Origin of the sequence: Arthrobacter livingstonensis (genome assembly GCF_003219815.1) — a bacterium.
Taxonomy (GTDB): Bacteria; Actinomycetota; Actinomycetes; order Actinomycetales; family Micrococcaceae; genus Specibacter; species Specibacter livingstonensis.
This window is the reverse complement of the sequence record NZ_QJVD01000019.1, coordinates 82,385-103,262: the sequence shown is the minus strand read 5'-3', so window position 1 is coordinate 103,262 and position 20,878 is coordinate 82,385. Positions and strand designations below refer to the sequence as shown.

The 20,878-nt window shown below is 59.7% G+C and carries 14 protein-coding genes and 1 tRNA gene; 8 read left to right on the top strand and 7 right to left on the bottom strand.

Annotation, left to right across the window (positions count from 1 at the left end):
* Positions 1–475 precede the first annotated feature (475 nt).
* Positions 476–1,846 carry an FAD-binding oxidoreductase gene (locus tag CVV68_RS16375; RefSeq protein ID WP_110502083.1) on the top strand — a complete coding sequence of 457 codons (1,371 nt, stop codon included), beginning with the start codon at positions 476–478 and terminating at the stop codon, positions 1,844–1,846.
* A gap of 91 nt (positions 1,847–1,937) precedes the next feature.
* Complete coding sequence (locus tag CVV68_RS16370) at positions 1,938–2,717, top strand: hypothetical protein (protein WP_110502073.1); 780 nt, start codon at positions 1,938–1,940, stop codon at positions 2,715–2,717.
* A 127-nt stretch (positions 2,718–2,844) separates the two neighbouring features.
* On the opposite strand, the gene CVV68_RS16365 is transcribed toward CVV68_RS16370, so the two are convergent.
* The 4 genes from CVV68_RS16365 to CVV68_RS16350 form a co-directional block, all read right to left on the bottom strand.
* The gene (locus CVV68_RS16365) at positions 2,845–4,215 is read right to left on the bottom strand and encodes a DUF4032 domain-containing protein (protein WP_110502072.1); all 1,371 of its coding nucleotides are present in this window, start codon (positions 4,213–4,215) and stop codon (positions 2,845–2,847) included.
* A 179-nt stretch (positions 4,216–4,394) separates the two neighbouring features.
* Positions 4,395–5,495: an ABC transporter ATP-binding protein gene (locus CVV68_RS16360; protein WP_110502071.1), complete on the bottom strand. Its 1,101-nt coding sequence runs from the start codon at positions 5,493–5,495 to the stop codon at positions 4,395–4,397.
* Positions 5,496–5,668: 173 nt separating this feature from the next.
* Entirely contained in the window at positions 5,669–6,442 is a 774-nt protein-coding gene (gene otsB / locus CVV68_RS16355) for a trehalose-phosphatase (RefSeq protein ID WP_245933593.1), read from the bottom strand.
* Positions 6,429–7,892 carry an alpha,alpha-trehalose-phosphate synthase (UDP-forming) gene (locus CVV68_RS16350; RefSeq protein ID WP_211320881.1) on the bottom strand — a complete coding sequence of 488 codons (1,464 nt, stop codon included), beginning with the start codon at positions 7,890–7,892 and terminating at the stop codon, positions 6,429–6,431. The genes otsB and CVV68_RS16350 overlap by 14 nt, the downstream gene beginning before the upstream one ends.
* Before the next feature lie 180 nt (positions 7,893–8,072).
* On the opposite strand from CVV68_RS16350, the gene CVV68_RS16345 reads away from it, so the two are divergent.
* Entirely contained in the window at positions 8,073–8,978 is a 906-nt protein-coding gene (locus CVV68_RS16345) for a DsbA family protein (RefSeq protein ID WP_110502070.1), read from the top strand.
* A 106-nt stretch (positions 8,979–9,084) separates the two neighbouring features.
* Positions 9,085–9,158: transfer RNA gene (locus CVV68_RS16340), tRNA-Thr, on the top strand.
* Between the two features lie 827 nt (positions 9,159–9,985).
* On the opposite strand, the gene ppgK is transcribed toward CVV68_RS16340, so the two are convergent.
* The 3 genes from ppgK to CVV68_RS16325 form a co-directional block, all read right to left on the bottom strand.
* Positions 9,986–10,870, bottom strand: coding sequence for a polyphosphate--glucose phosphotransferase (gene ppgK, locus CVV68_RS16335; RefSeq protein ID WP_110502069.1), 885 nt, complete (start codon positions 10,868–10,870; stop codon positions 9,986–9,988).
* 154 nt (positions 10,871–11,024) lie between these two features.
* Positions 11,025–13,505, bottom strand: a complete 2,481-nt coding sequence (locus CVV68_RS16330; protein WP_110502068.1) for a discoidin domain-containing protein — start codon at positions 13,503–13,505, stop codon at positions 11,025–11,027.
* 313 nt (positions 13,506–13,818) lie between these two features.
* Positions 13,819–14,841 (bottom strand): LacI family DNA-binding transcriptional regulator, encoded by a 1,023-nt coding sequence (locus tag CVV68_RS16325; RefSeq protein ID WP_146238933.1) that lies wholly within the window; start codon positions 14,839–14,841, stop codon positions 13,819–13,821.
* Between the two features lie 255 nt (positions 14,842–15,096).
* Between CVV68_RS16325 and CVV68_RS16320 the strand changes: the two genes are divergently transcribed.
* The 4 genes from CVV68_RS16320 (at position 15,097) to CVV68_RS16305 (ending at position 20,763) form a co-directional block, all read left to right on the top strand.
* Complete coding sequence (locus tag CVV68_RS16320; protein ID WP_110502066.1) at positions 15,097–16,461, top strand: extracellular solute-binding protein; 1,365 nt, start codon at positions 15,097–15,099, stop codon at positions 16,459–16,461.
* A 60-nt stretch (positions 16,462–16,521) separates the two neighbouring features.
* Positions 16,522–17,478 (top strand): carbohydrate ABC transporter permease, encoded by a 957-nt coding sequence (locus CVV68_RS16315; RefSeq protein WP_110502065.1) that lies wholly within the window; start codon positions 16,522–16,524, stop codon positions 17,476–17,478.
* Positions 17,479–17,561: 83 nt separating this feature from the next.
* Entirely contained in the window at positions 17,562–18,299 is a 738-nt protein-coding gene (locus CVV68_RS16310; RefSeq protein ID WP_245933592.1) for a carbohydrate ABC transporter permease, read from the top strand.
* 40 nt (positions 18,300–18,339) lie between these two features.
* A complete protein-coding gene (locus CVV68_RS16305; RefSeq protein ID WP_110502063.1) occupies positions 18,340–20,763 on the top strand; it encodes a glycoside hydrolase family 31 protein in 2,424 nt (807 codons plus the stop codon).
* Positions 20,764–20,878 lie beyond the last annotated feature (115 nt).

Below are 20,878 nucleotides of genomic sequence, written 5' to 3'. Positions count from 1 at the left end.
GCTAAGACCCACAGCGCCGATGGTACTGCATTCGACAGGATGTGGGAGAGTAGGACACCGCCGGACAACACCAAAAAAGGGTAGAGGCCCCAACACACACCGTGTTGGGGCCTCCCCACATTTAAAACCCCCCACACACAGGTCGATGTGGTGCCGAAGTCGATTGCGGTGATCGGGATCGATGTGGCTGCCCGGTACTTTTTCTTCCCGGGCCCACGTGCGCGAAGAACCCGCTGCGAGCTTGCGAGCCGTGAGAGCTGCTGGGGATTACGACCACTGAGGCGCTTTGGGGCTTTCCCGTCCGACGGCCGCGGGCGGCCTTGGCACGCCCTTACGCCGGACTACAAAAAATACCGGAACCACCGCGTCAGAGATCGGTGCCCGTTCATACGCCATGTTGCTCATAGACTGGAAAGTGCCCGCGGTAGGCGGTTATGGAGAGGTGCACGTGTACATGAATGCGACAGGCGGACCCATGGGCCGGGACTTGGACCGCGAGCTGCGGGCAGTACTGCGGCCAGACCAGATCAGCACGTCCGCCGGCGACCTGAAGAAGTTCGCCGTGGACCAGGGTCCCGTGACCGACTACCGGGAGCCGGTGGCAGTGCTGTGGGCGGAGTCCGTGACGGACGTCCAGGCCGTGGTGCGCCTGGCCGGCAGGCACGGCGTGCCGGTGGTTGCGCGGGGTGCAGGGACGGGGGTGTCCGGTGGCGCCCATGCAACCGCCGGGAGCATGGTCCTGTGCCTGGACCGGATGGACAAGATCCTGGAGCTGAACCCTGAAGACGAAATTGCCCGAGTGGAGCCCGGAGTGGTCAACGCAGACCTCAACACCGCAGCCGCCGCACACGGCCTCATGTATGCGCCGGACCCGGCCAGCTACAAGATCTCCACGATCGGCGGCAACGTGGCCACCAACGCCGGCGGACTGCGCTGCGCCAAGTACGGGGTGACGCGCGACGCCGTGCTTGCCCTTGACGTGGTGCTCGCGGACGGCACACTCATCCACACTGGCCACCGGACGTTCAAGGGCGTGGCCGGCTACGACCTCACCAGCCTCTTTGTCGGCTCGGAAGGAACGCTGGGCATCGTGGTGGGGGTTACTGTGCGGCTGAAATACCTTCCCACCGAGATCCGCACCCTGGCCGTGTTCTTCCCGGACATGGCCTCGGCCACGTCAGGTGTGCTGGCACTGGGCGCCGCGCGCGTGCAGCCGTGCATCCTTGAACTCATGGACGGGGCTTCGCTGAAGGAACTGGACTTGCGCAACGGCAGCGACCTTGCAAGGCGGGGGACTGCGCTGCTGTTGGCCCAGTTCGACGGCCTGGCTGCAGCCCAGGAAGCAGAGATAGCCTCGACGGCGCTGGTGGCCTTGGGTGGAAGCGTGAACCGGGAGGATCCGGATGAAGCTGCGGCGCTGGTGGACCTGCGGCGGCACAGCAGGGGCATGGATGTCGACTCTGAAATCACCGTTGGCGAGGACGTGGCCGTGCCGCGGTCGCAACTGGTCCACTATGTTGTAGCCCTGGAGGAGATGGCAGTACGCCACGGCGTGGGCGTGCGCATCATTGCCCATGCCGGCGACGGAAACCTGCACCCCACCTTTTGGGTGCAGGAGGCTGGCCAAGCCCGTATCGCGGCCCTGAATTCCGCCCTCGACGAATCCATCCACAAGGCCCTGGAGTTGGGCGGCACCATCACGGGTGAACACGGGGTGGGGCAGTACAAGTTGCGTTGGCTGCCACTGGAACAGTCCGTGGAGGTGCGTGGGCTCCAGCTTCGCCTCAAGGAGCTCTTCGATCCCTTGGGAATTTTGAACCCGGGGAAAGCCATCACCGGCCGATGACACTTGACTAAGCAGTGCATGATCGGGCATCGTACTCTGCGGGGGTAAAGGTCCGCGGCGCGGACGCGGCTAACAAATTCGGAAGTACTTCATGACGCTCATTTCCCGTGTGCCCTGGTCTGCCATGTGCCGCAAAACACTGGCCGTGGCGGCTGTAGGCGCCCTGGGGCTGGCCGGCTCACTGGGGCTGGCCGGGTCTGCCCAGGCCGCCTCCGGGATGACGACAACGCAACAGGCGCCAGGACTGGCCGCTTCGGCGCTGCCGGCCAAGGCTCTGTCCGGGACTCTGGCGCCCTTGAAAGACAGCCTGAAGGACAACGACAAGGACAGCGGCAAGGGCCACGAGAACGGCAAGGCGCAGGACAGCGGCAAGCCGGTGCCGCCTAGGCCGGTGGTGAAGGAGACGACGTCACCCGCGAAGCCCCCAACCACCGTCCGCCCGCCGGCGACAAAACGGGCACAGCCCGCGAGTCCCGCCCATGCGCCTGCGAAGCCGGCAGCCACAAGGGCTCCCGTCCAGCCGTCCCCGCCGGCGGCACATTCCTTGGAGCCCACCGCCTTGGAACCCACTGCGGCGCCTGCTGTATCCGAGACCAAGATGGCGGAGCCCCCGGCCCCGGAATCGCCCTGGCCCACCTTTGTCAATACGGAAACTGCCCAAGACCTGGAATCTGCCGGCGCGCCCGGTGGGACCGAAGCCGCCAGCAAATCGGCGGCAGCAGTCGACGCCGAGCTGTCGCTGACCAATCAATCATCCACGGGACCAGGCCTGATGACCTGGCTCCTGGTGCTCCTTGGCCTGACTTTGGCAGCCGGCGTCGCGGTGGGCCTGTACGCCATGACGCACCTGCGCGGCCAGCGGCAAGGCTGACGCCGCCAAACCAACCAGTCCGCAGCGGTGGTCGAAAAGTCCGGCATTCCGCGATTTTTTCGACCACTTCTGCAGGCGGGCGGTGCGTGGGCCCTTCGCGAAGTGGGGCTGCCGCGCTGACCGGACGCTACTCGTCGTCGTAGGCGCTGTCGGGCAGCACTCCGCCTTCAAGCAGTGCAATGGTGGCGGTGTCAGTGCTGAGCATGATCGCATCCTCATCCCTGCGGTAGCGCAGGATGGTGTCCACATAGGACTGCACGGCCTCGGCCAGGGGGACGTTGCGTTCCTCCTGCTGCGACTTGTACCAGCGGTGTTCAAGCACCTCATGGACCACTTCGGCCGGCTCCAACTTGCCTCCCAGCTCGTGCGGGATGGACCGGACAATGGGTTCAAAAATGGAGCTGACCCATTCGTGGGCGCTGATCTCTTCGTCCTTGGCCGGCGTGACGTCGTTGCGGAACGAGTCCATGTCGTTGAGCAGGCGCCGTGCCTGGTTCTCCTGTGCGTCGATGCCTGTGAGCCGCAACAGGCGGCGCTGGTGGTGCCCGGCGTCGACCACCTTGGGCTGGAGCTGGATGGTGGAGCCGTCGGGGGTGGTCTTGATGGCGTATTCCTCCACGTCAAAGCCGAGCTCGTTCAAGCGGCGGATGCGGGCGCCCACGCGCCAGCGGTCCTCGAGCTCAAAGGACTCCTTTTCGGTCAGCTCGGCCCACAGGCGGCGGTAGCTTTCCATGATGAGCTCGCTGGTGGCCACGGGATCGACCTTTTCCTCGATAAGCCCGCCCTCGAGCAGGTCCATGAGTTCGCCGGCAATGTTGACCCGGGCAATTTCAAGGTCGTATTCGCGCTGGCCGGTGGACAAATCCGGGTACAGTTCGCCGGTTTCTGCGTCGACCAGGTAGGCGGCAAAGGCGCCGGCGTCGCGCCGGAACAACGTGTTGGACAAGGAGACGTCGCCCCAATAGAAACCGACCAGGTGCAGGCGGACCAGCAGCAGCGCCTGGGCATCGATCAGGCGCGTGAGGGTGTCGCGGCGCAACTTCTGGGAGAAGAGGGCGCGGTACGGCAGGGAGAACTTCAGGTGACGGGTGACGAGCACCGGGTCCAGCGGTGCGCCGGTGGGCGTGGTCCTGCCAGTGATGACCGCGACCGGCTCCACACCGGGGACGTCCAACCGGGCCAGCTTGCGCAGCATGTGGTATTCGTGCCGCGCTACGTGCTCCGAGGTTTCCTTGATGGCAATGACGGAGCCGTCCAAGTGGGCAAAGCGGACCACGTGCCGGGAGATGCCGCGCGGCAGGGCTGCCAGGTTGGCGGAGGGCCACTCCTCCAGTTTGATGTGCCAGGGCAGGTCAAGCAGGCCGGGGTCCGCGGTGGCCGCCGTGATGTTCAGCGAACCCATGACCCTTGCGGGCGGGGCGGCCTGGCGCGGCAGCTTGCCGATCTGGTCAAAGTCGGTGGGTTCGTGGTTCCACTGGGCGCCGGGTGCATCAGTCATGGGCCAATTCTCTCTTAAAAGGTCAGACGCGGCTGTCTGCCCGAATATCCGGCAGACAACCGCGTCTTAATATTGTCGCTGATGGGCCCGCGCTTGCCAGGACCGCAAGTGTTGGGCCCACGCGCCCGAGGGACCCGTGTGAAGACGCGCCAGCGGATTCACACGGGAGGGCGTGGGGATCAGCTGTTGACGACGCTCTCGTTGCCCAGGCGCAGCCCGGACGTGGCGTCGAACAGGTGGACGTGGCCAACCTGCGGGCGGACGTGGATGGTGTCGCCCTTCAGAGGTGGGCGGCGGCCGTCCACACGGACCACCATGTCGCGCTCGGCGCCGTCGATGGTGGTGTGGCCGTAAACGTAAGCGTCGGCACCCAGCTCTTCAACGACGTCGGCCTCAACAGCCAGGCCTTCGCCTGCGCCGACGATCTCGAGATCCTCGGGACGGACACCAACGGTAACCGTGTTGCCCGCGGCCGCGCCGAGGACGGCGGACTGGACCGGGTAGACGGCCCCGCCGAACTTCACGCCGCCGTCAACTACGGGCAGTTCCAGCAGGTTCATGGCGGGGGAGCCGATGAAGCCGGCAACGAACACGTTCAGGGGCGTGTCGTACAGGTTGCGCGGGGTGTCCACCTGCTGCAGCAGGCCGTCCTTCAGTACGGCGACGCGGTCTCCCATGGTCATGGCCTCAACCTGATCGTGGGTCACGTAAACGGTGGTGACCCCCAGGCGGCGGGTCAGCGACGCGATCTGGGTGCGGGTCTGCACGCGCAGCTTGGCATCCAGGTTGGAGAGCGGCTCATCCATGAGGAACACCTGCGGGTTACGCACGATGGCGCGGCCCATGGCGACGCGCTGACGCTGGCCGCCGGAGAGTGCCTTCGGCTTGCGGTCGAGGTAGGCCTCGAGGTCCAGGAGCTTGGCGGCCTCCTTGACGCGGGTGGCGCGCTCTTCCTTCGGGATGCCGGCGATCTTCAGCGCGAAGCCCATGTTGTCCGCAACGGACATGTGCGGGTACAGCGCGTAGTTCTGGAAGACCATGGCGATGTCGCGGTCCTTCGGCGGAACATCGGTGACGTCGCGGTCACCAATGAGGATCCGGCCGGAGTTGACGTCTTCCAGGCCTGCGAGCATGCGCAGGGAGGTGGACTTTCCGCAACCGGAGGGGCCGACGAGAACGAGGAACTCGCCATCGGCGATGTCAATGTTGAGCTTGTCAACTGCGGGCGTCGTGGTGCCCGGGTACAAACGCGTAGCGTTGTCAAAAGTTACTGTAGCCACAGTAGTAAATCCCTTCATCGGCAGGTACGTGCCGAACGATCCGTTGTGAATGGTTTTTTTTATTCAGTTGTCAGGCCGCACTCCACCTAAGGCGGAATCAGCTCTGATTTATGAAGTATGACACATTTTGGCGGTGTTTCGGGCCGGATGTGTCACGATGCACGGGCACGGGGTCAGCGCCGGGTGGCCAACAGGAGCTCCAAGACGGCCGGTACCTGTGCGGGGGCGTCAATGCGGAACTGCGCGGTCGTGTCTCCCGGCCCCACCTTGATGCCGAGATCGCGGGCCTGCAGGGCGGCAAATCCGTGTTCATCGGTGACGTCGTCACCCACAAACACCAGGGCCGTGGCGCCGGTGGCGTCCCGCAGCATGGCCAGGCTTTCGCCCTTGTTCGCGTTGACCACGGAGACTTCCAGCACCATTTTGCCTTCCGTGATGAACATTTCCGGATCCTTCGCTAGTTCATCCAGAACCCGTTCGACGGCGGCGGCCGCGGCCTCAGGGGCGGCCTGGCGGTAATGCAGGACGACGCCGGCGGGCTTGTGCTCGGCGGCCGTGCCGTGATTGGCGGCGACCGCCGCCTGCACCGAGTCCTGCGCCCGGTGCAGGGCAGCTTGCTGGTCTGGGGACAGGGCCAGGGCCGGGGAATCGGGCCCCAGCCACACCTCTGCGCCGTGGCTGCCCACCAGCAGGGCCTGTTCCGGGGGAGAGGCGACCGCACGTAAACTGGCCAGCGCCCGCCCGGAGACGAGGGCCGCCGTCGTGCCTTCCAAAACGGCCAGGGCGGCAAAGGCCGCGGCAGCCGCGGGGAGAGGGCGGGCGTCCTCGGCACGGGAGACGAGGGGTGCCATGGTGCCGTCAAAGTCCATGGCCACCAGCAGCCGTTCCGTTTGGGCAACGCGGACGACGGCGTCCCTTACGTCCGCCGGCAGCTCACCCGTCGTCACGGACGGCCTCGACCTGCAGCGTGGTCAGGAAGTCCTCGCTCCAGCGCTGGACGTCATGGGCAAGGATTTGCTTGCGCATGGACCGCATTCGGCGGCTGGATTCGGCCTTGGGCAGGTTGATGGCGCGCACGATGGTTGCCTTCAGCCCGTCGATGTCGTGCGGGTTGATCAGCAGGGCCTGCTTGAGCTGGTCGGCGGCGCCGGTGAATTCGCTCAGGACCAGGGCGCCGGTATTGTCGTTGCGGGCGGCGACGTATTCCTTGGCGACCAGGTTCATGCCGTCCCGCAATGCGGTCACCAGCATGACATCCGCGGCTAGGTACATGGCCACCATTTCCTCCACCGGATAGCTGTGGTGCAGGTAGCGGATGGCGGTGTTTTGAATGGTGTCGAACTGGCCGTTGAGCCGGCCCACCATGCCTTCCACGTCCTCCCGGAGCAGCCGGTACGATTCCACCCGCTCGCGGCTGGGGCTGGCGATCTGGATCAGCGCCGCATCCTCGACCGTGATGGCGCCATCCTTGAGCAGTTCGCCATAGGCCTTGAGCCGGTGCGTGATGCCCTTCGTGTAGTCCAGCCGGTCCACGCCGAGCAGGATGGTTTTCGGGTTGCCCAGGTCCTCCCGGATCTGCTTCGAGCGGGCAATGATTTCCGGGTCGGCGGCCAGTTTCTGGATTTGTCCCACGTCAATGGAGATGGGGAACGGCTCGGCCCGGGCAATGTGGCTGATGGTGCCGTCCGGTTCCTTGACATGGACCTGCTGGGCCTTGACGCTGGCACCGAGGAAGCGGCGGGCCGAGCGCAGGAAATTGGCGGTGTCGTTGGGACGCTGGAAGCCGATCAGGTCCGCGCCGAGCAGCCCGTCGATGATGGACTGGCGCCACGGCAGCTGGGCGAAGATTTCCGGGGGCGGGAACGGGATGTGGTTGAAGAAGCCGATGCGCAGGTCCGGGCGCAGCTGCCGCAGGTAGCGGGGTACCAACTGAAGCTGGTAGTCCTGCACCCAGACGGTGGCGTTTCTTGCCGAGGCGCCGGCGGCGGCTTCGGCGAAGCGCCTGTTCACCCTTCGGTAGGCGTCCCACCAGGTGCGGTGGAACTCCGGTGGGGCAATGACGTCGTGGTACAACGGCCAGAGCGTGGAGTTGGAAAAGCCTTCGTAATAAAGCTCAACTTCGTCGCCGGAGAGTGGAACCGGGATCAGGTCCATGTTCTCGTGGTGGAACGGTTCCAGGGTTTCATCCGGAGCGCCGTGCCAGCCGACCCATGCGCCGTCGCGCGCGGCCATGACGGGGGCCAGGGCGGTGACGAGGCCGCCCGGGGAACGTCGCCACCCGGCGTCGGACTGCTCATCCGCTACGCGGTCAACGGGCAGGCGGTTGGAAACGACGACGAAGTCCGACGTGCCATGGACCGGCTTCGGGGAGCGGGTCGCCTGGTTCTTTGGCTGCAACTTCTCCGGCAAGGGGACTCCAATGGTTCGATGGCTGATTATTGCCAGCTTAGCCGTTGCGCCACAAGGGGCGAGGGTTCCGGGCTTCCGCGCCAAGCCTTCTCCAAGGTTTACCGCCTAGTATTACTTTTGACTTGCCGTCCCGCGGCCCCTTTGCTGCGCCCACATACCTGAGGAACCATGAGCCCCACAAACGAACCACGGATGACCAAGGCTGAACGCACGGCACAGGCGCGCGCGAAGGCAAAGCTTATTCGCGAGGCGCAGCTAAAGAAGGAGAAGCGCAGGAGTTGGCTGATCCGTGGCGGCGTAGTGGCCGCGGCGGTGGCCATTGTGGTCATCATTGCCGTGATTGTGATCCAGACCCAGAGGGGCAATGAACCCATTGCTTCCTCCGGCCAGGTGCCGGCCAACGCCAACTCGTATGGTGGCGTCACGGTGGGCAAGAACGGTGCCATTGTTGCACCGACCACCACGGAAAAGACCGTTGACGTGAACTCGGTTCCGGCCGCGCCCTCCGCGGCAGCCACTTCGGTGGCGGATCCCGGCAAGATCGGCATCAAGGCGTCAGCGTCCGGCAAGCCCGCACAAGTGGTGGTCTACCTGGACTTCATGTGCCCGGCCTGCAACCAGTTTGAGTCAACCTACGGGCCCGGCCTGAACACCCTGCGCGATGAAGGCAAGATCACGGTCGAATACCGTGCGCTGCCCTTCCTTGACCGTTTCTCCTCCGGCACCAACTACTCCTCACGGGCGGCAGCCGCGGCAGCCTGCGTGGTGGACCAGTCCCCGGAGAAGTACAAGGCTTTCCTGGATTCGCTCTACGCCAACCAGCCGAAGGAAAACAGCTCGGGCCTGGATAACGCAGCGCTGGGGAAGCTGGCCACCGAAGCCGGTGCGGCCAGCATCACCAGCTGTGTTGATGCCAAGACCTACCGCCCGTTTGTTGCCTTCACCGGCGCGCTTGGCGCCTCCGCAGGCGTCAACGCCACGCCCACCGTGTTTGTTGACGGACAGCAGTGGATGCCGGACAAGGTGAACCAGTTCAGCACTTTCCTGGACACCGTACTGGCCGCCAAGAAGTAGGCTTTGGTTTCTGGCCGGCCCCCGGCGTTGCCGGGGGCCGGTCGGGGGCCGGTTTTCATTTTCGCGGTGGACCTACGGTAGCCTTGTCTAGCGCTTGACTGCGTTTGCCTCCTTAGCTCAGCTGGCCAGAGCACCGCTCTTGTAAAGCGGGGGTCATGGGTTCGAATCCCATAGGAGGCCCATTGGTGGTGGATAGTTGCCAACAGCCCGCAATGATGGGCGTTTTGGCCGCTAAATGGACCGTTTTCAGGGATACTGACCGCATAGATTGCAGTGGTCATCGGTTCGAACTACACAGGGGATCTCGGGCCGAGAAGCCCGGATTTACGGGGTTTTTCGCAGTGAGGGGGACGGGTTCCGCCCCGTTATTTCGCGTTTAAATGGCTTTGGTGTTCGAACACAACGGTCGTCGGTTTGAATCAGTCGGTAGGGTGGGGTATGTGCCGTTGACCTGCGGTTTTACAATGGGGGAGTGGCCTTGCAGTGTACGGTTCCGCCCGAACTCATTAAAAACTCATTAGATTGATCCCATCCCTCTCGATTGGGGCCTTTCCATTAGCGTGCACTGACATTGTCACTACTCTGTTGGCGGTGGAGTGCTGGTTGAAGCGCAGATCAGTTTCTTGATAGCCACACCATGAATTCCGCCACCTATCCGGCAAACCCTGTGAAAGGTCGGGGCTCCAGCGTGCCATAGTTCCTGGTATCCCAGACCCAGGGAAAGGCCCGAGTGCCCGTCGTGAACGCAAGCTGTTCACGACGGTTTTCGATCAGGCCGCGTCTCTTTGAGACTGTTGACAATTAGTATCACTGGATCGAATTGAGTGTGCCGTGACGGCAAATGTGTTGTAGAGGTCAAACACGGCTTCGGTGGTGATCTCGCAAGCCATCACGGCGGCATAGTAATGCCGGTTCGATCCATCACGAGCGGATACATGTTGTCGGTTGAAGGGGAGGACACTTTGAGGACGTAATTCACACAACAGCCCAGCTTTCTGTGACCTGATTCACCAGGGTGATCTGCTGCTGGAACAAAGATATCCACGACTACGACTCGAAACCGGGCGGGAGTGGCCATGCATCAAGGACTGCACCGCGCGTGAGAGCGTCATGGCACTAGCAGTGGCGGCACCGACGATGCCGGCATCGTTTCCGAGCACTGCCGGCACGATTGCCGTCCGGAGGTTAAGGTTGGGCAAGTATTCGTCTGCTCGTTGGGAGATGCCGCCGCCCACGATAAATAGTTCCGGAGAGAATAGGAATTCTACGTGGGAAAAGTACCGCTGCAATAGGTCGCTGTATTCGTGCCAAGAGAGGCCATCCCGTTCGCGGGCGACAGCGGAGGCTTTGCTCTCAGCGCGTTGGCTGTCGATCGCGAGGTGGCCCAGTTCAGCGTTGGGAACGAGCTCACCGTCGAAAATGAGAGCGGAACCAATTCCGGTGCCGAGTGTGATGACTAGAACAGTGCCCTGAACGCCGACACCTGCACCGTAGCGGACTTCAGCGAGACCTGCGGCGTCGGCGTCGTTGATGACATTCACCGGCCGGTTCAGGTAAAGAGTCAGAAGAGCCTCGATGTCTGTGTTTAGCCAGCCTTTGTCCAGGTTGGCGGCGGAGCGGACTACTCCGTGCTGGATGATGCCCGGATATGTGACGCCCACGAGTGAGTCGGCTGCCGGTGCCTCAGGGCGGTCAGAGAGCTCGGAAACGAGAACGGCCACAGCCTCTGCAACAGCTTCCGGCGTGGCAGGGCGCGGGGTGGCGACGCGCAACCTTTCGCCCATGAGGAGGCCCTTGCGCAGTCCGACAATGCCGCCCTTAATTCCGGTTCCACCGATGTCGATGCCAATCAGCGAGACATGGGTGTGTGAATTTTCGTCCTTCTTAGCCAACGCGTATCCGTTCATAGTGGGCGGCTGTGGATGCACAGCCATTAATCGATCCCGGAGGGGACGCCGGGAGGGAGCTTGAGAGAATGGGGCATCCCATCTGTCGAGTTGAACAGCTGGGATGCCCCGGGTTTCTGAAGCAGGCTGACGCTTTCTCTTAGTAAGCTTCGAACTCTGCGATTTGGGCAGCGGGCCAGCCGGTATTGCCAGTGACTTTCACCTGGAAGAATCGATACTGTGCGTTCGTCGGCAAGTCGATGCTGACGGCATTGTTGTTCAGCGTCGGGTCAAAGACATAATCAGCAACAGGTTTGATCGTTGTGTAGTTAACCCCGTCGTTACTTGCAAGAAGTTCGAAGGATTGCATCCGGGCGCCCCAGGTAATGTTGGTCTTCAGGACTACCTTCGAGACCGGTATTGCTTCTTCGAGGTCTACGGACAGCGACTGGGGGAACACATTGGTGGCGCTTTCCCAATATGTGTCGGGATTCGAATCGGTTGTGCCGGCAGCCGTGCAACAGCTGTTTTCACTGGTTGCAGTGGCTGGTCGGTAGGCGGCAAGATTCCCATCAGTACCTTGCGGGAGGCCCTTGAGATAGGTCTGGTATCGACCTGCAGGGGAACCGTCGGAAATGGTCAGAGCTCCGCTTTTCTCACCACTTTTGGTGGGTGTGAAGGAAACCGAGGCAGTGCAAGAGTCTCCGGATGCCAGTTCAGTGCCGCAAGTGTCGGTGAGGTCGAAGTTGCCGGTGGTGGTGATTGATTCGATGGGCTGTGCAGTCGTGCTGTCGTTGGTGATGGTGACGATCTGCGGCTCACTGCTGGTGCCCAATATCTGGCGACCGAATTCCAAGTTCTCCGCGCTCAGCTTCAGCGGCCCAGGGACAGGATAGCCGCAGCTGGTTCCGGACCAGCCTGCATTTTTCTTCTCGCTTTTGAGGCTGAATCCTGAATTACAGTCATAGATCCCTGTTGCTCCGAGCCCTGTCGCGGTTGTTTTTCGAACCGTCGCAGACCCGGAAGTATTCAGTTGGAAGCCGAAAGTTCCGGTCATGTTGATGGTGTTCTTCTCGAAGGTGACGCCAGTGATGGGATTGCCGGAGAAGTGGATGGCTTCGTAGGAGCTGTCGCTAATGGTGTTGTTCCTGACGTTGACGGTTCCGGACATGGGTCCGTCGCCAGCCCAGAACCATAATGCGCCGTTGCCGATGTGTGAAAACAGGTCCAGGGATCCGGTCCGGAGTAGTTCATTACCTTCTACGGTGGTGGTGCCAGCGAGGGGTACCGCACCGAATCTATTGGCGATTTGGATACCGCCGCCTTGGGTGAGGGTATCCGTTACGAGATTCTTGGTGACCCTGATGTTACTACCGCCGTAGATAGCGATGTTGTTGGCCAGCACAGGTACTTTGACGGTGTTGTGCTTGAATGTGTTGTTGACATCAGCATGATTTTGCGACCACATAGCCAGTCCATCGTCTCCGGTGTTTCTGACGTAGGAATTTGTGACGGACGAGTTGGTGACTCCTTGATGGAAATTCATGCCATCAGCGGTCTGGTCCAAGATACGAAGCCGGGACATCTGCAGGTTGGAAAATGGACCCGTGACCCAGACGCCGACTTTTGTGTGCTGCATCCAGATATTATCGACCGTGGAGTTGGCCAAAGCGCCGCCTATGGCATTGAGCTGGGCATTATCGTCGCGGTTCTTAACTTGACCGAAAATAGCAAAGTCGGAAATGTGGACGTCGGTGCTGGGCGTTGGAGTGGGCTTCCCATAGACGCCGACGCCGTCGCCATGGAGCACGCTGTACCAAGGCCCCGCCCCTTTGACTGTAACTTTGTCAACAATAAGATGACGGGTGACTGTGAAGCTTCCCTCAGGTATCCACAGTGTCCGTTTGGTCCTCGAAGCCGCGTCAATCGCGGCCTGGATGGCGTCAGAGGAATCCAGCGTTCCGGTCGGGTCGGCACCGTAGTCAAGGACGGAAAGTGCTTTTTTCGGGGCTGTCGCGGGAGCCGGTACGTTCTCGAAATCTGCGACGTCGATGACGTACCAGGGTGCGGTGTCGGCTTCTCCGATCTGGAGTCTGACTTTCGTCCCTGCTGCAAGGGTCGATCCGAACATGATGCGGCTGTCGTCATACATATGTCGGCGGCCACCGTCCTCAGGGTTGTTTGTCCACGGGAATTGGCCGTAGAACCACGAATATCGTGAGGTGAGAGGCATCGAGGCTGTTGGCTTGCCGTCGATGAGGATGCCCAGAGTGGCATCCAATCCTTGGCCGTCATCGGAGTCTGGAATGCTGTACCGCAGGTTTAACGCATTGGCTGCCTTCTTGAGAGTAAATTCCACGAACTGTCCGCTGCCTTCAATCCTGACGGCACTTCGGCCAACAGATTCTGCCGCGATGGTGCCGTAGGCACGATCCGGGCCAATGATCGTTCCGTTCGTCTTTGCCGCCTCAGCCTCGTACTCCAAGAAAGGTACGTTGGCGCCGACCCCCTGATTGCCTGCATGGCTAATTTGCCCGGTTCCCTGGGCTTGAGCGGGTTGCACCCCGGCTTGGGCTGTTCCGGCTGCCAAGAGGGCTGTAAGCAATGCTGCCGGCACCGCCTTACGTATACTCCACGTCATCGTAGTTTCTCCTCGTCATGAGCTGACTGGATCCGGCGGACCACACGAATCAGCAAAATATCGGCCGGGAAGTGAAAGTGGCCAATGTACTTTAACGTTATACCTCAGCCTAATGAGACCGGTCAATGGTCCCTAAAGGTGAATGCTCCTGCGGCCACCGCCCAGTCCTTTCGGATACCTTCGGCTTGACAGTGTGGTTCGAGTGACGGTGGGTGATTTCCAGATAGCGGAGATTCTTTGGGCGGAGGTGAGTGCCTCATGGGAGAGGGGTCGGTTCTACACAATTCGATTCTCGCCCAGATAATCCACCTTGTTACGGAACAACTGGATTTAGGTTGCGCACCGATTTTCGCTCGATGAGTTTTACGTCGAGAACGGTTTCCTGTGGTTGATCGAGGCTGGATTGAATGGTGTGGAGGAGTAAATCGACAGCGGTGGCCGCCTTCTGCTTCAAGTTCTGAGTGATCGTCGTCAGGGGAGGTCTGGCGGTCGCGGCGATTTCCAAGTCGTCAAAGCCGACTATCGATACATCGTCAGGGACTTGGCGCCCGACGGAATATAGGCCCTCAATGAGGCCCACTGCCAATTGGTCTGCGGTGGCGAACGCTGCGGTTATTTCCGGGAATTTTTGGCCTAGCCGCATGCCGGCTTCCACTCCCATGGCGTGACTGACGGCTGGACACGGTATGACCGTGGGTTCTTCGGTGATTCCAGCTTCCTGCAGGGCTGCCAGGTATCCTTCGTAGCGTTCGCGGTCCACGCCGCGTTCGGCCATAGGGGTGCCCACGAAAGCGATCTTTCGATGACCGTTTCCAATCAGATATTTCGTTGCTTGATAGCCACCATCACGGTCATTGAGGCGCACCGTCATGAAGTCTACGTGCGTTGCATAGCTCTCCAGCACCACTAAAGGCGTGTCAAAAGTAGCCCGCAAATTTTGAATTTCGCTGTCCAGAAATCCGATCAGGATTGCCCCGTCCAAGTTCCAGGACTTGAGCGTGCCAGCGACTCCATCGGCGGCGGAGATGCCGCGCAATAGCAGGTAATATCCTTTTTCTCGTAACAACCGCTCGATGACTCCAATCACGACAACATTGTGGCTGCTGAGAAAAATGCCTTCGCTCTCAGAGGCTGGGAGTAGCACGCCTACTAGCCTGGATGATTTGGCTACGAGGCTGCGGGCGGTTGCGCTGGGCACGTAGTCGAGTCTTCGTGCTATTTCGGTCACGCGAGCCACGGTCGCTGGGGAAACTTTGTCAAATTTGCCGTTGATCACGTTCGAGACCGTCATGACGGTGACCTCGGCTTCTTTGGCTATGTCTTTGAGAGTTGCCACGAACCACACCTCCTTACATACGTCATCTGAGTTGCCTCCATCTTAGAGCCCTTTCGTAATCGTCTCTTCGAGCATATGGGCACCCGACTCGAGGTGGACCGCAGTCTTCGCTCGTGTGCCGGGGTCGGGGAGAAGTGCCGAAAAGATTCCACACAAAACTCTTGACAACGCCCTTGAGTTTATCGTTATACTCAGGCTAGGTTTAGCGCTCAACTAGACCATTCGTTTGAGACATCACGAACAAGGAGGTTCAGCATGAAAATTATGCGTGCAATTGCATCGCTAGGAGCGGCTGCCGTGCTCTTAACCGGCTGCGGAGGGGGAGGGGCTGGAACCACTGTGGAGAAGGCACCGTCAGGACAGCCTATACAGGGTACGAATCTGACCTATGACCCGAACAAACTTGTCAACGACGGCAAGCCCATCGAACTGGAGTGGTGGATGTGGGACGGCGATAAGCAGTTCCAGGCATTCGCAGATTCCTACCAAGAGCTGCACCCGAATGTGACCATCAAGACGGTAAACCAGCCGTGGGAGGCGTACTGGACCAAACTTCCTTTGCAGCTCCAGTCAGGCAAGGGGCCCGCCCTGTTCAATATTCATAACTCTTATGACGCTACGTTGAGCCCCTACTTGGAGTCCTACGACGTCGACTTGGCTGCTTTGGAGAAGGATTACAACGGAGCTGCTGCCCACGTTGTGGATGAGAAGGTCAAGTACATTGACTACGGAATCATGACTGGTCTTATTTGGTACAACAAGGCGATGTGGGCCGAGGCCGGTCTCACGGAGAAAGACTATCCGAAGAACTGGGAAGATTTCCGAGGCATCGCCCAGAAACTGACCAAGCGGGACGGCGACACCATCAAGCAGGCCGGGTTCAACTTCAATGCCGCCTACAACTCACTTGGCTTCCTGCAGTATCAGAATGGCTACAACCTGATGGCTGAAGACGCAGTGACGCCGGCTCTGGATAACCCCGGAACATTGCAAAATATGCAGTACTTTCTTGACCTCTACAACGTAGACAAGGTCGGTTCGAAGGACTTCGGCCCCAAGGCCATAGAGAGCTTCGGCAAGGGGCAAAGCGCCATGATCTACGAATGGGGTCACCTGCACGGAACTTTGGACAAGAACTACCCGAGCATTGACTACGGAACTTTCCAAACGCCGGTTCCCGATGCCAACGAGACCCCGTACGCCTTTGACCGCTACAACGGCGAATCTACTCCCGGTATCAATGCTGGCGCGGATGAAGCCCAAAAGGCAATAGCGCAGGATTTCATGAACTTTTTCCTGACCGACAAAGAAGACATGAAGAATTTGGTGTTGAACTACTCCCTGGCACCGTCCTACAAGGTCCTCGCCGATGACCCCGATATCGCCGCTAATCCTGTTGTGCAAGCGCTTGGGTCGTTGGATCGCTACATCTGGCCTGGCCCGATGCCTGCAACGTTCGAGACGTCAATCACCAAAGCGTGGGAAGACGTGGTCTACAACGGGGTTGATCCCAAGAGTGCCATCGCCGGTGCTCAGAAGACCATTGCCTCAGACCTGGCAAAGTCCGGATTCACCTCGGCTGAACCCGGCTACGCCCATTACGCGCCGAGCCCCCGGTAGCCCTAACCACGGATTGAAGGGAGAGGGGGTCCCCACGGATGTGGGGGCCCCTGAGTATCCATGACGCTTACAACACGGCCCAAGGCCGACAAGAGACCACCGGAAAAAAACAATGTAATCCCGCGAAAGCCACGCAGTAGGAAGCGAGGCAATGCCGGTGAACGCACCTTGCGGAATACAGTCATCATCGTGATCGGGGCTTCTCTGCTCCTACTGACGGCCTATCCCATTGGGCTAGCCTTTGTTGGCTCCTTCCATTATTGGAACCCATTGAGCGGCGCCTTCGACTTCATCGGCTTGGAAAATTACACCGATCTACTCTCATCGGGGGAATTCTGGAGTTCGCTGCTCCGCACTGGAGTGTTCTCCGTTGTGGTGATCTTCTTTCGGGTCGCTCTGGGTCTTGCGATTGCCGTGGCCATCTTCTCGAACCTGACCCGTGGCAAGGCAATCTTTCGAACCATCTTCTACATGCCCACGGTCACGCCATTGGTGGCAGTGGCCTACATCTGGCAGATGATGTACAACCCGCAGACGGGAGCGATCAATACCTTCTTCGGATTAGATATCAACTGGCTGTATGATCCGAATTTCGCTCTTCCATCCATTATCGGAATGACCATTTGGAAAGACTTCGGGTACGCCGTCATTCTCTTTCTGGCGGGCCTCCATTCGATTCCGGAAGACGCGCTGGAAGCTGCCTCCGTGGACGGAGCAAATGCTTGGCAACGGTTTTGGAGCATCACGCTGCCCTTGTTGGCTCCTATGACGGTTTTCGTGGTGATCACCTCGATCATCTCCTACCTGCAGGCCTTCGTGCAGGTTTTGGTACTCACTCAGGGCGGTCCTGGAACGTCAACACAGCTGATTTCATATCTCATCTATGAACAAGCGTTCGTTAAGTATGACTTCGGGTATGCCTCGGCTGCTGCCTTCGTCCTCCTGATTTTCACTGCCCTCCTGACCCTCATTTCCTTCCGGCTTTCGGCCGGCCGGAAGAATTCATTGGAAGGATAAAAGTGCGTACCCGTATAGCATCAGGCGTTCTGACATCCCTCTTGGCGATGATCGGAATCGTCACTGTCTTCCCTTTTCTATGGATGGTTTTATCGGCATTCAAGCCGAACTCGGAAATCAACGCTGCCGAGCAAAATTTCCTGCCCCAATCGTGGACATTTGAGAACTTTCTATCGATCCAGGAAAACTTCGATTTTCTGCGGCTCTTTGGAAACTCAGTCTTCCTGTCCGTCACCATCACAGCCATCGTCCTCTACACTTCGGCCTTGGCTGGATTTGTCATCGCCAAGTACGAGTTCAGGGGCCGAGGCCTGCTGTTTGGTTTCACCGTGGGCACCATGATGATTCCCTGGGCAGTGACGATCATTCCGCGATACACCATGTTTGTTGACGCCGGCCTCCAAGACAACTACTTGTCCATCATCGTCCCAGCAGCGATCAGCGGATTCGGCATCTTCATGATGCGACAGAACATGCACGCAGTGCCCGACGAAGTACTGGAAGCGGCCAGAATCGATGGCGCCTCCGAAATCCGCATTTTTCACCGCATTGTCCTGCCGATGTCCACTAACGCCATCGCCGCATTGGCCATTTTCCAGTTCCTCTGGGTCTGGGATGACTACCTCTGGCCTTATCTCATGATCAACGACAACGCCAACCAAGTTTTGGCCGTTGGACTCACCACCTTCGCCGGACAGTACGGCACTGACTACGGCGGACTCTTTGCCGCCACCACCATTTCCATCCTGCCCGTCATCGTTGTCTACATCATCTTCCAGCGCCGTTTCATCGCTGGAGTGGCCAGCGCGGCAGTGAAATAGCCAACGACATTCAATGATCTCCACGAACCAAGGATTTACCATGCCACTGACCGCTGAGCAGCTCCACTTAGACTCCACCACTTTGCCGGCCCACTTATGTCTTCCCACCAATCCGCTTCCGGCTGCAGCCCAAACCGTCACCGGTAATGAGTACCGGTTCACGATTCTCACATCGCGAATGATCCGGATGGAATACAGCTCCGTTGGCATCTTCGAAGACCGGCCTTCCCAGCTCGCACTTAATCGCAACTTCGACACGCCGGAATTTCGTGTCATCGACACCCCCGAGCAACTGCAAATCATCACCGAGCACCTCCACCTGAACTACGACAAGCAGCCATTTTCGCCACAGGGGCTCACCATCCAAGTGAAAGGAAACCTCAGCGCTTACCACAGTCTTTGGCGCTTCTCGGAGACCGGTGAGAATTTAGGTGGTACCGCGCGAACCCTTGACGAAGTGGACGGAGCCATTGAGCTGGAACCAGGGCTCATGTCACGCAACGGATATTCCACGGTGGATGACAGCACGTCACTGCTGATCGAAGATGGCTGGTTCGCCTCACGGATCGCTGATGGTACGGACCTGTATTTCTTTGGCTACGGGCGAGGCTATCGAGAGTGCCTGCAGGACTTTTACCGTCTTACGGGCAACACCCCTCTTCTTCCGAGGTTCGCGCTCGGCAACTGGTGGAGCCGCTACCACCGCTACACCGCCGATGGTTACAAAGCCTTGATGGAGCGGTTCGCCACGGAGAAGATCCCGTTTTCCGTAGCGGTCGTGGACATGGACTGGCACCTTGTCGACATCGATCCGAAATATGGCAGCGGCTGGACGGGCTACACCTGGGACACGGACCTCTTTCCCGACCCCAAGGAATTTGCTGCTTGGCTCCACGATAGGGGTCTACGGCTGACGCTCAATGTTCACCCGGCTGAAGGTGTGCGCGCCCATGAAGACGTCTATGAAGAGATGGCCAAGAAACTTGGGATGGACCCGAGTTCTGAAGACCCCATCGCCTTCGATGTCACCAATCCCGCGTTTCTGGCTGCCTATTTTGAACATGTGAACCACCCTCTGGAGGCGAGCGGGGTCGACTTTTGGTGGTTGGATTGGCAATCCGGAAGTCATTCCAAGATCGCTGGGATGGACCCGCTCTGGGTGATTAACCACCTCCACTTCCTTGACAGCGGCAGGGACGGGAAGCTCCCCCTGACGTTCTCGCGCTATGCAGGACCCGGAAGCCACCGATACCCCGTTGGCTTCTCTGGGGACACCATCGTCACGTGGGCGTCATTGAACTTCCAGCCCTACTTCACTGCAACGGCGTCGAACATCGGCTATGGCTGGTGGAGCCACGACATTGGTGGACACATGGACGGATACCGGGATAACGAACTAGCGGTTCGGTGGCTACAGTTTGGTGTCTTCTCACCCATCATGCGCCTGCACAGCGGGTCCAGCCCATTTACCGGTAAGGAACCGTGGAACTATCCTTCGGTTGAGGAGGGCGTGATGGGGGACCTCCTGCGGCTCCGGCACCGGCTGGTTCCCTATCTTCACACCATGAACCATCGGGCCAGTAAAGAGGGACTGCCATTGGTGGAACCGATGTACTATGGGCATCCGGAAGAGCCAGCTGCCTATACTGTGCCCAACCAATACAGCTTTGGAACCGAGCTGATGGTTGCGCCCATTACGACTCCTGTCGAGACAAAAACGCGGCTAGGCCAAGTAAAGACGTGGCTTCCTGAGGGGACCTGGATTGACTTCTTTACCGGCCTGGTTTATCAAGGTGATCGCACCATGAATCTCTACCGGCCCCTGCACCAAATCCCCGTTCTCGCCAAGGCAGGCGCCATCATTCCGATGGTGCATGCCGATGATCTGACCAATAGGACAGCGAACCCCGGCCATCTGGAACTGAGGGTCTTTGCCGGGGCGTCAGGGATGTTTGAACTTGCTGAGGACGACGACGATCGAGGCACCGGTGCCGGAGTTGCCCGGACTTCCCTCCTGCTGAATTGGGACGAGGGCACGTTCACTATTGCAGCAGCGCTAGGGGAGCTGTACCATCTACCTGCTCGAAGGAGCTTTGACATCGTCTTCGTTGGTTTTGCGGTGGACATGCAGTTGAAAGCCACCATAGGTGGCCAGCCGGCCGAATTTACCAGCAGATACGATGCCGCGGCCAACACCGCAACGCTTGAGTTTGAGAACGTATCCGTGCTGGCTGAATTGAAGATCACTGCTGAAGCTCAGATGAAGCTGGCCCGCAACGACGTCATCAAGCGGTGCTTTGAACTTCTTGCCGATGCGCAGATCGACTTTGGGGTCAAAGAAGTCATTTTCAAAAAGCTCAGCACCACCGCTAGTGTTAGCGTTCTTATGAGTCACTTGCAAGCCATGGAACTGGAGCCCACACTTCTGGGCGCCCTCTCAGAATTGTTGCTGGCCACCGCATAGAACGGTGCCCCAAGCACGGCCAAACAGCGCACAACAGCGTCCGGAAACACGATTTCCGCACGCTGTCCTGTCCTCAAGTTGGCGACGTTTACTTTTCAAGAAAGAACCATCTGTT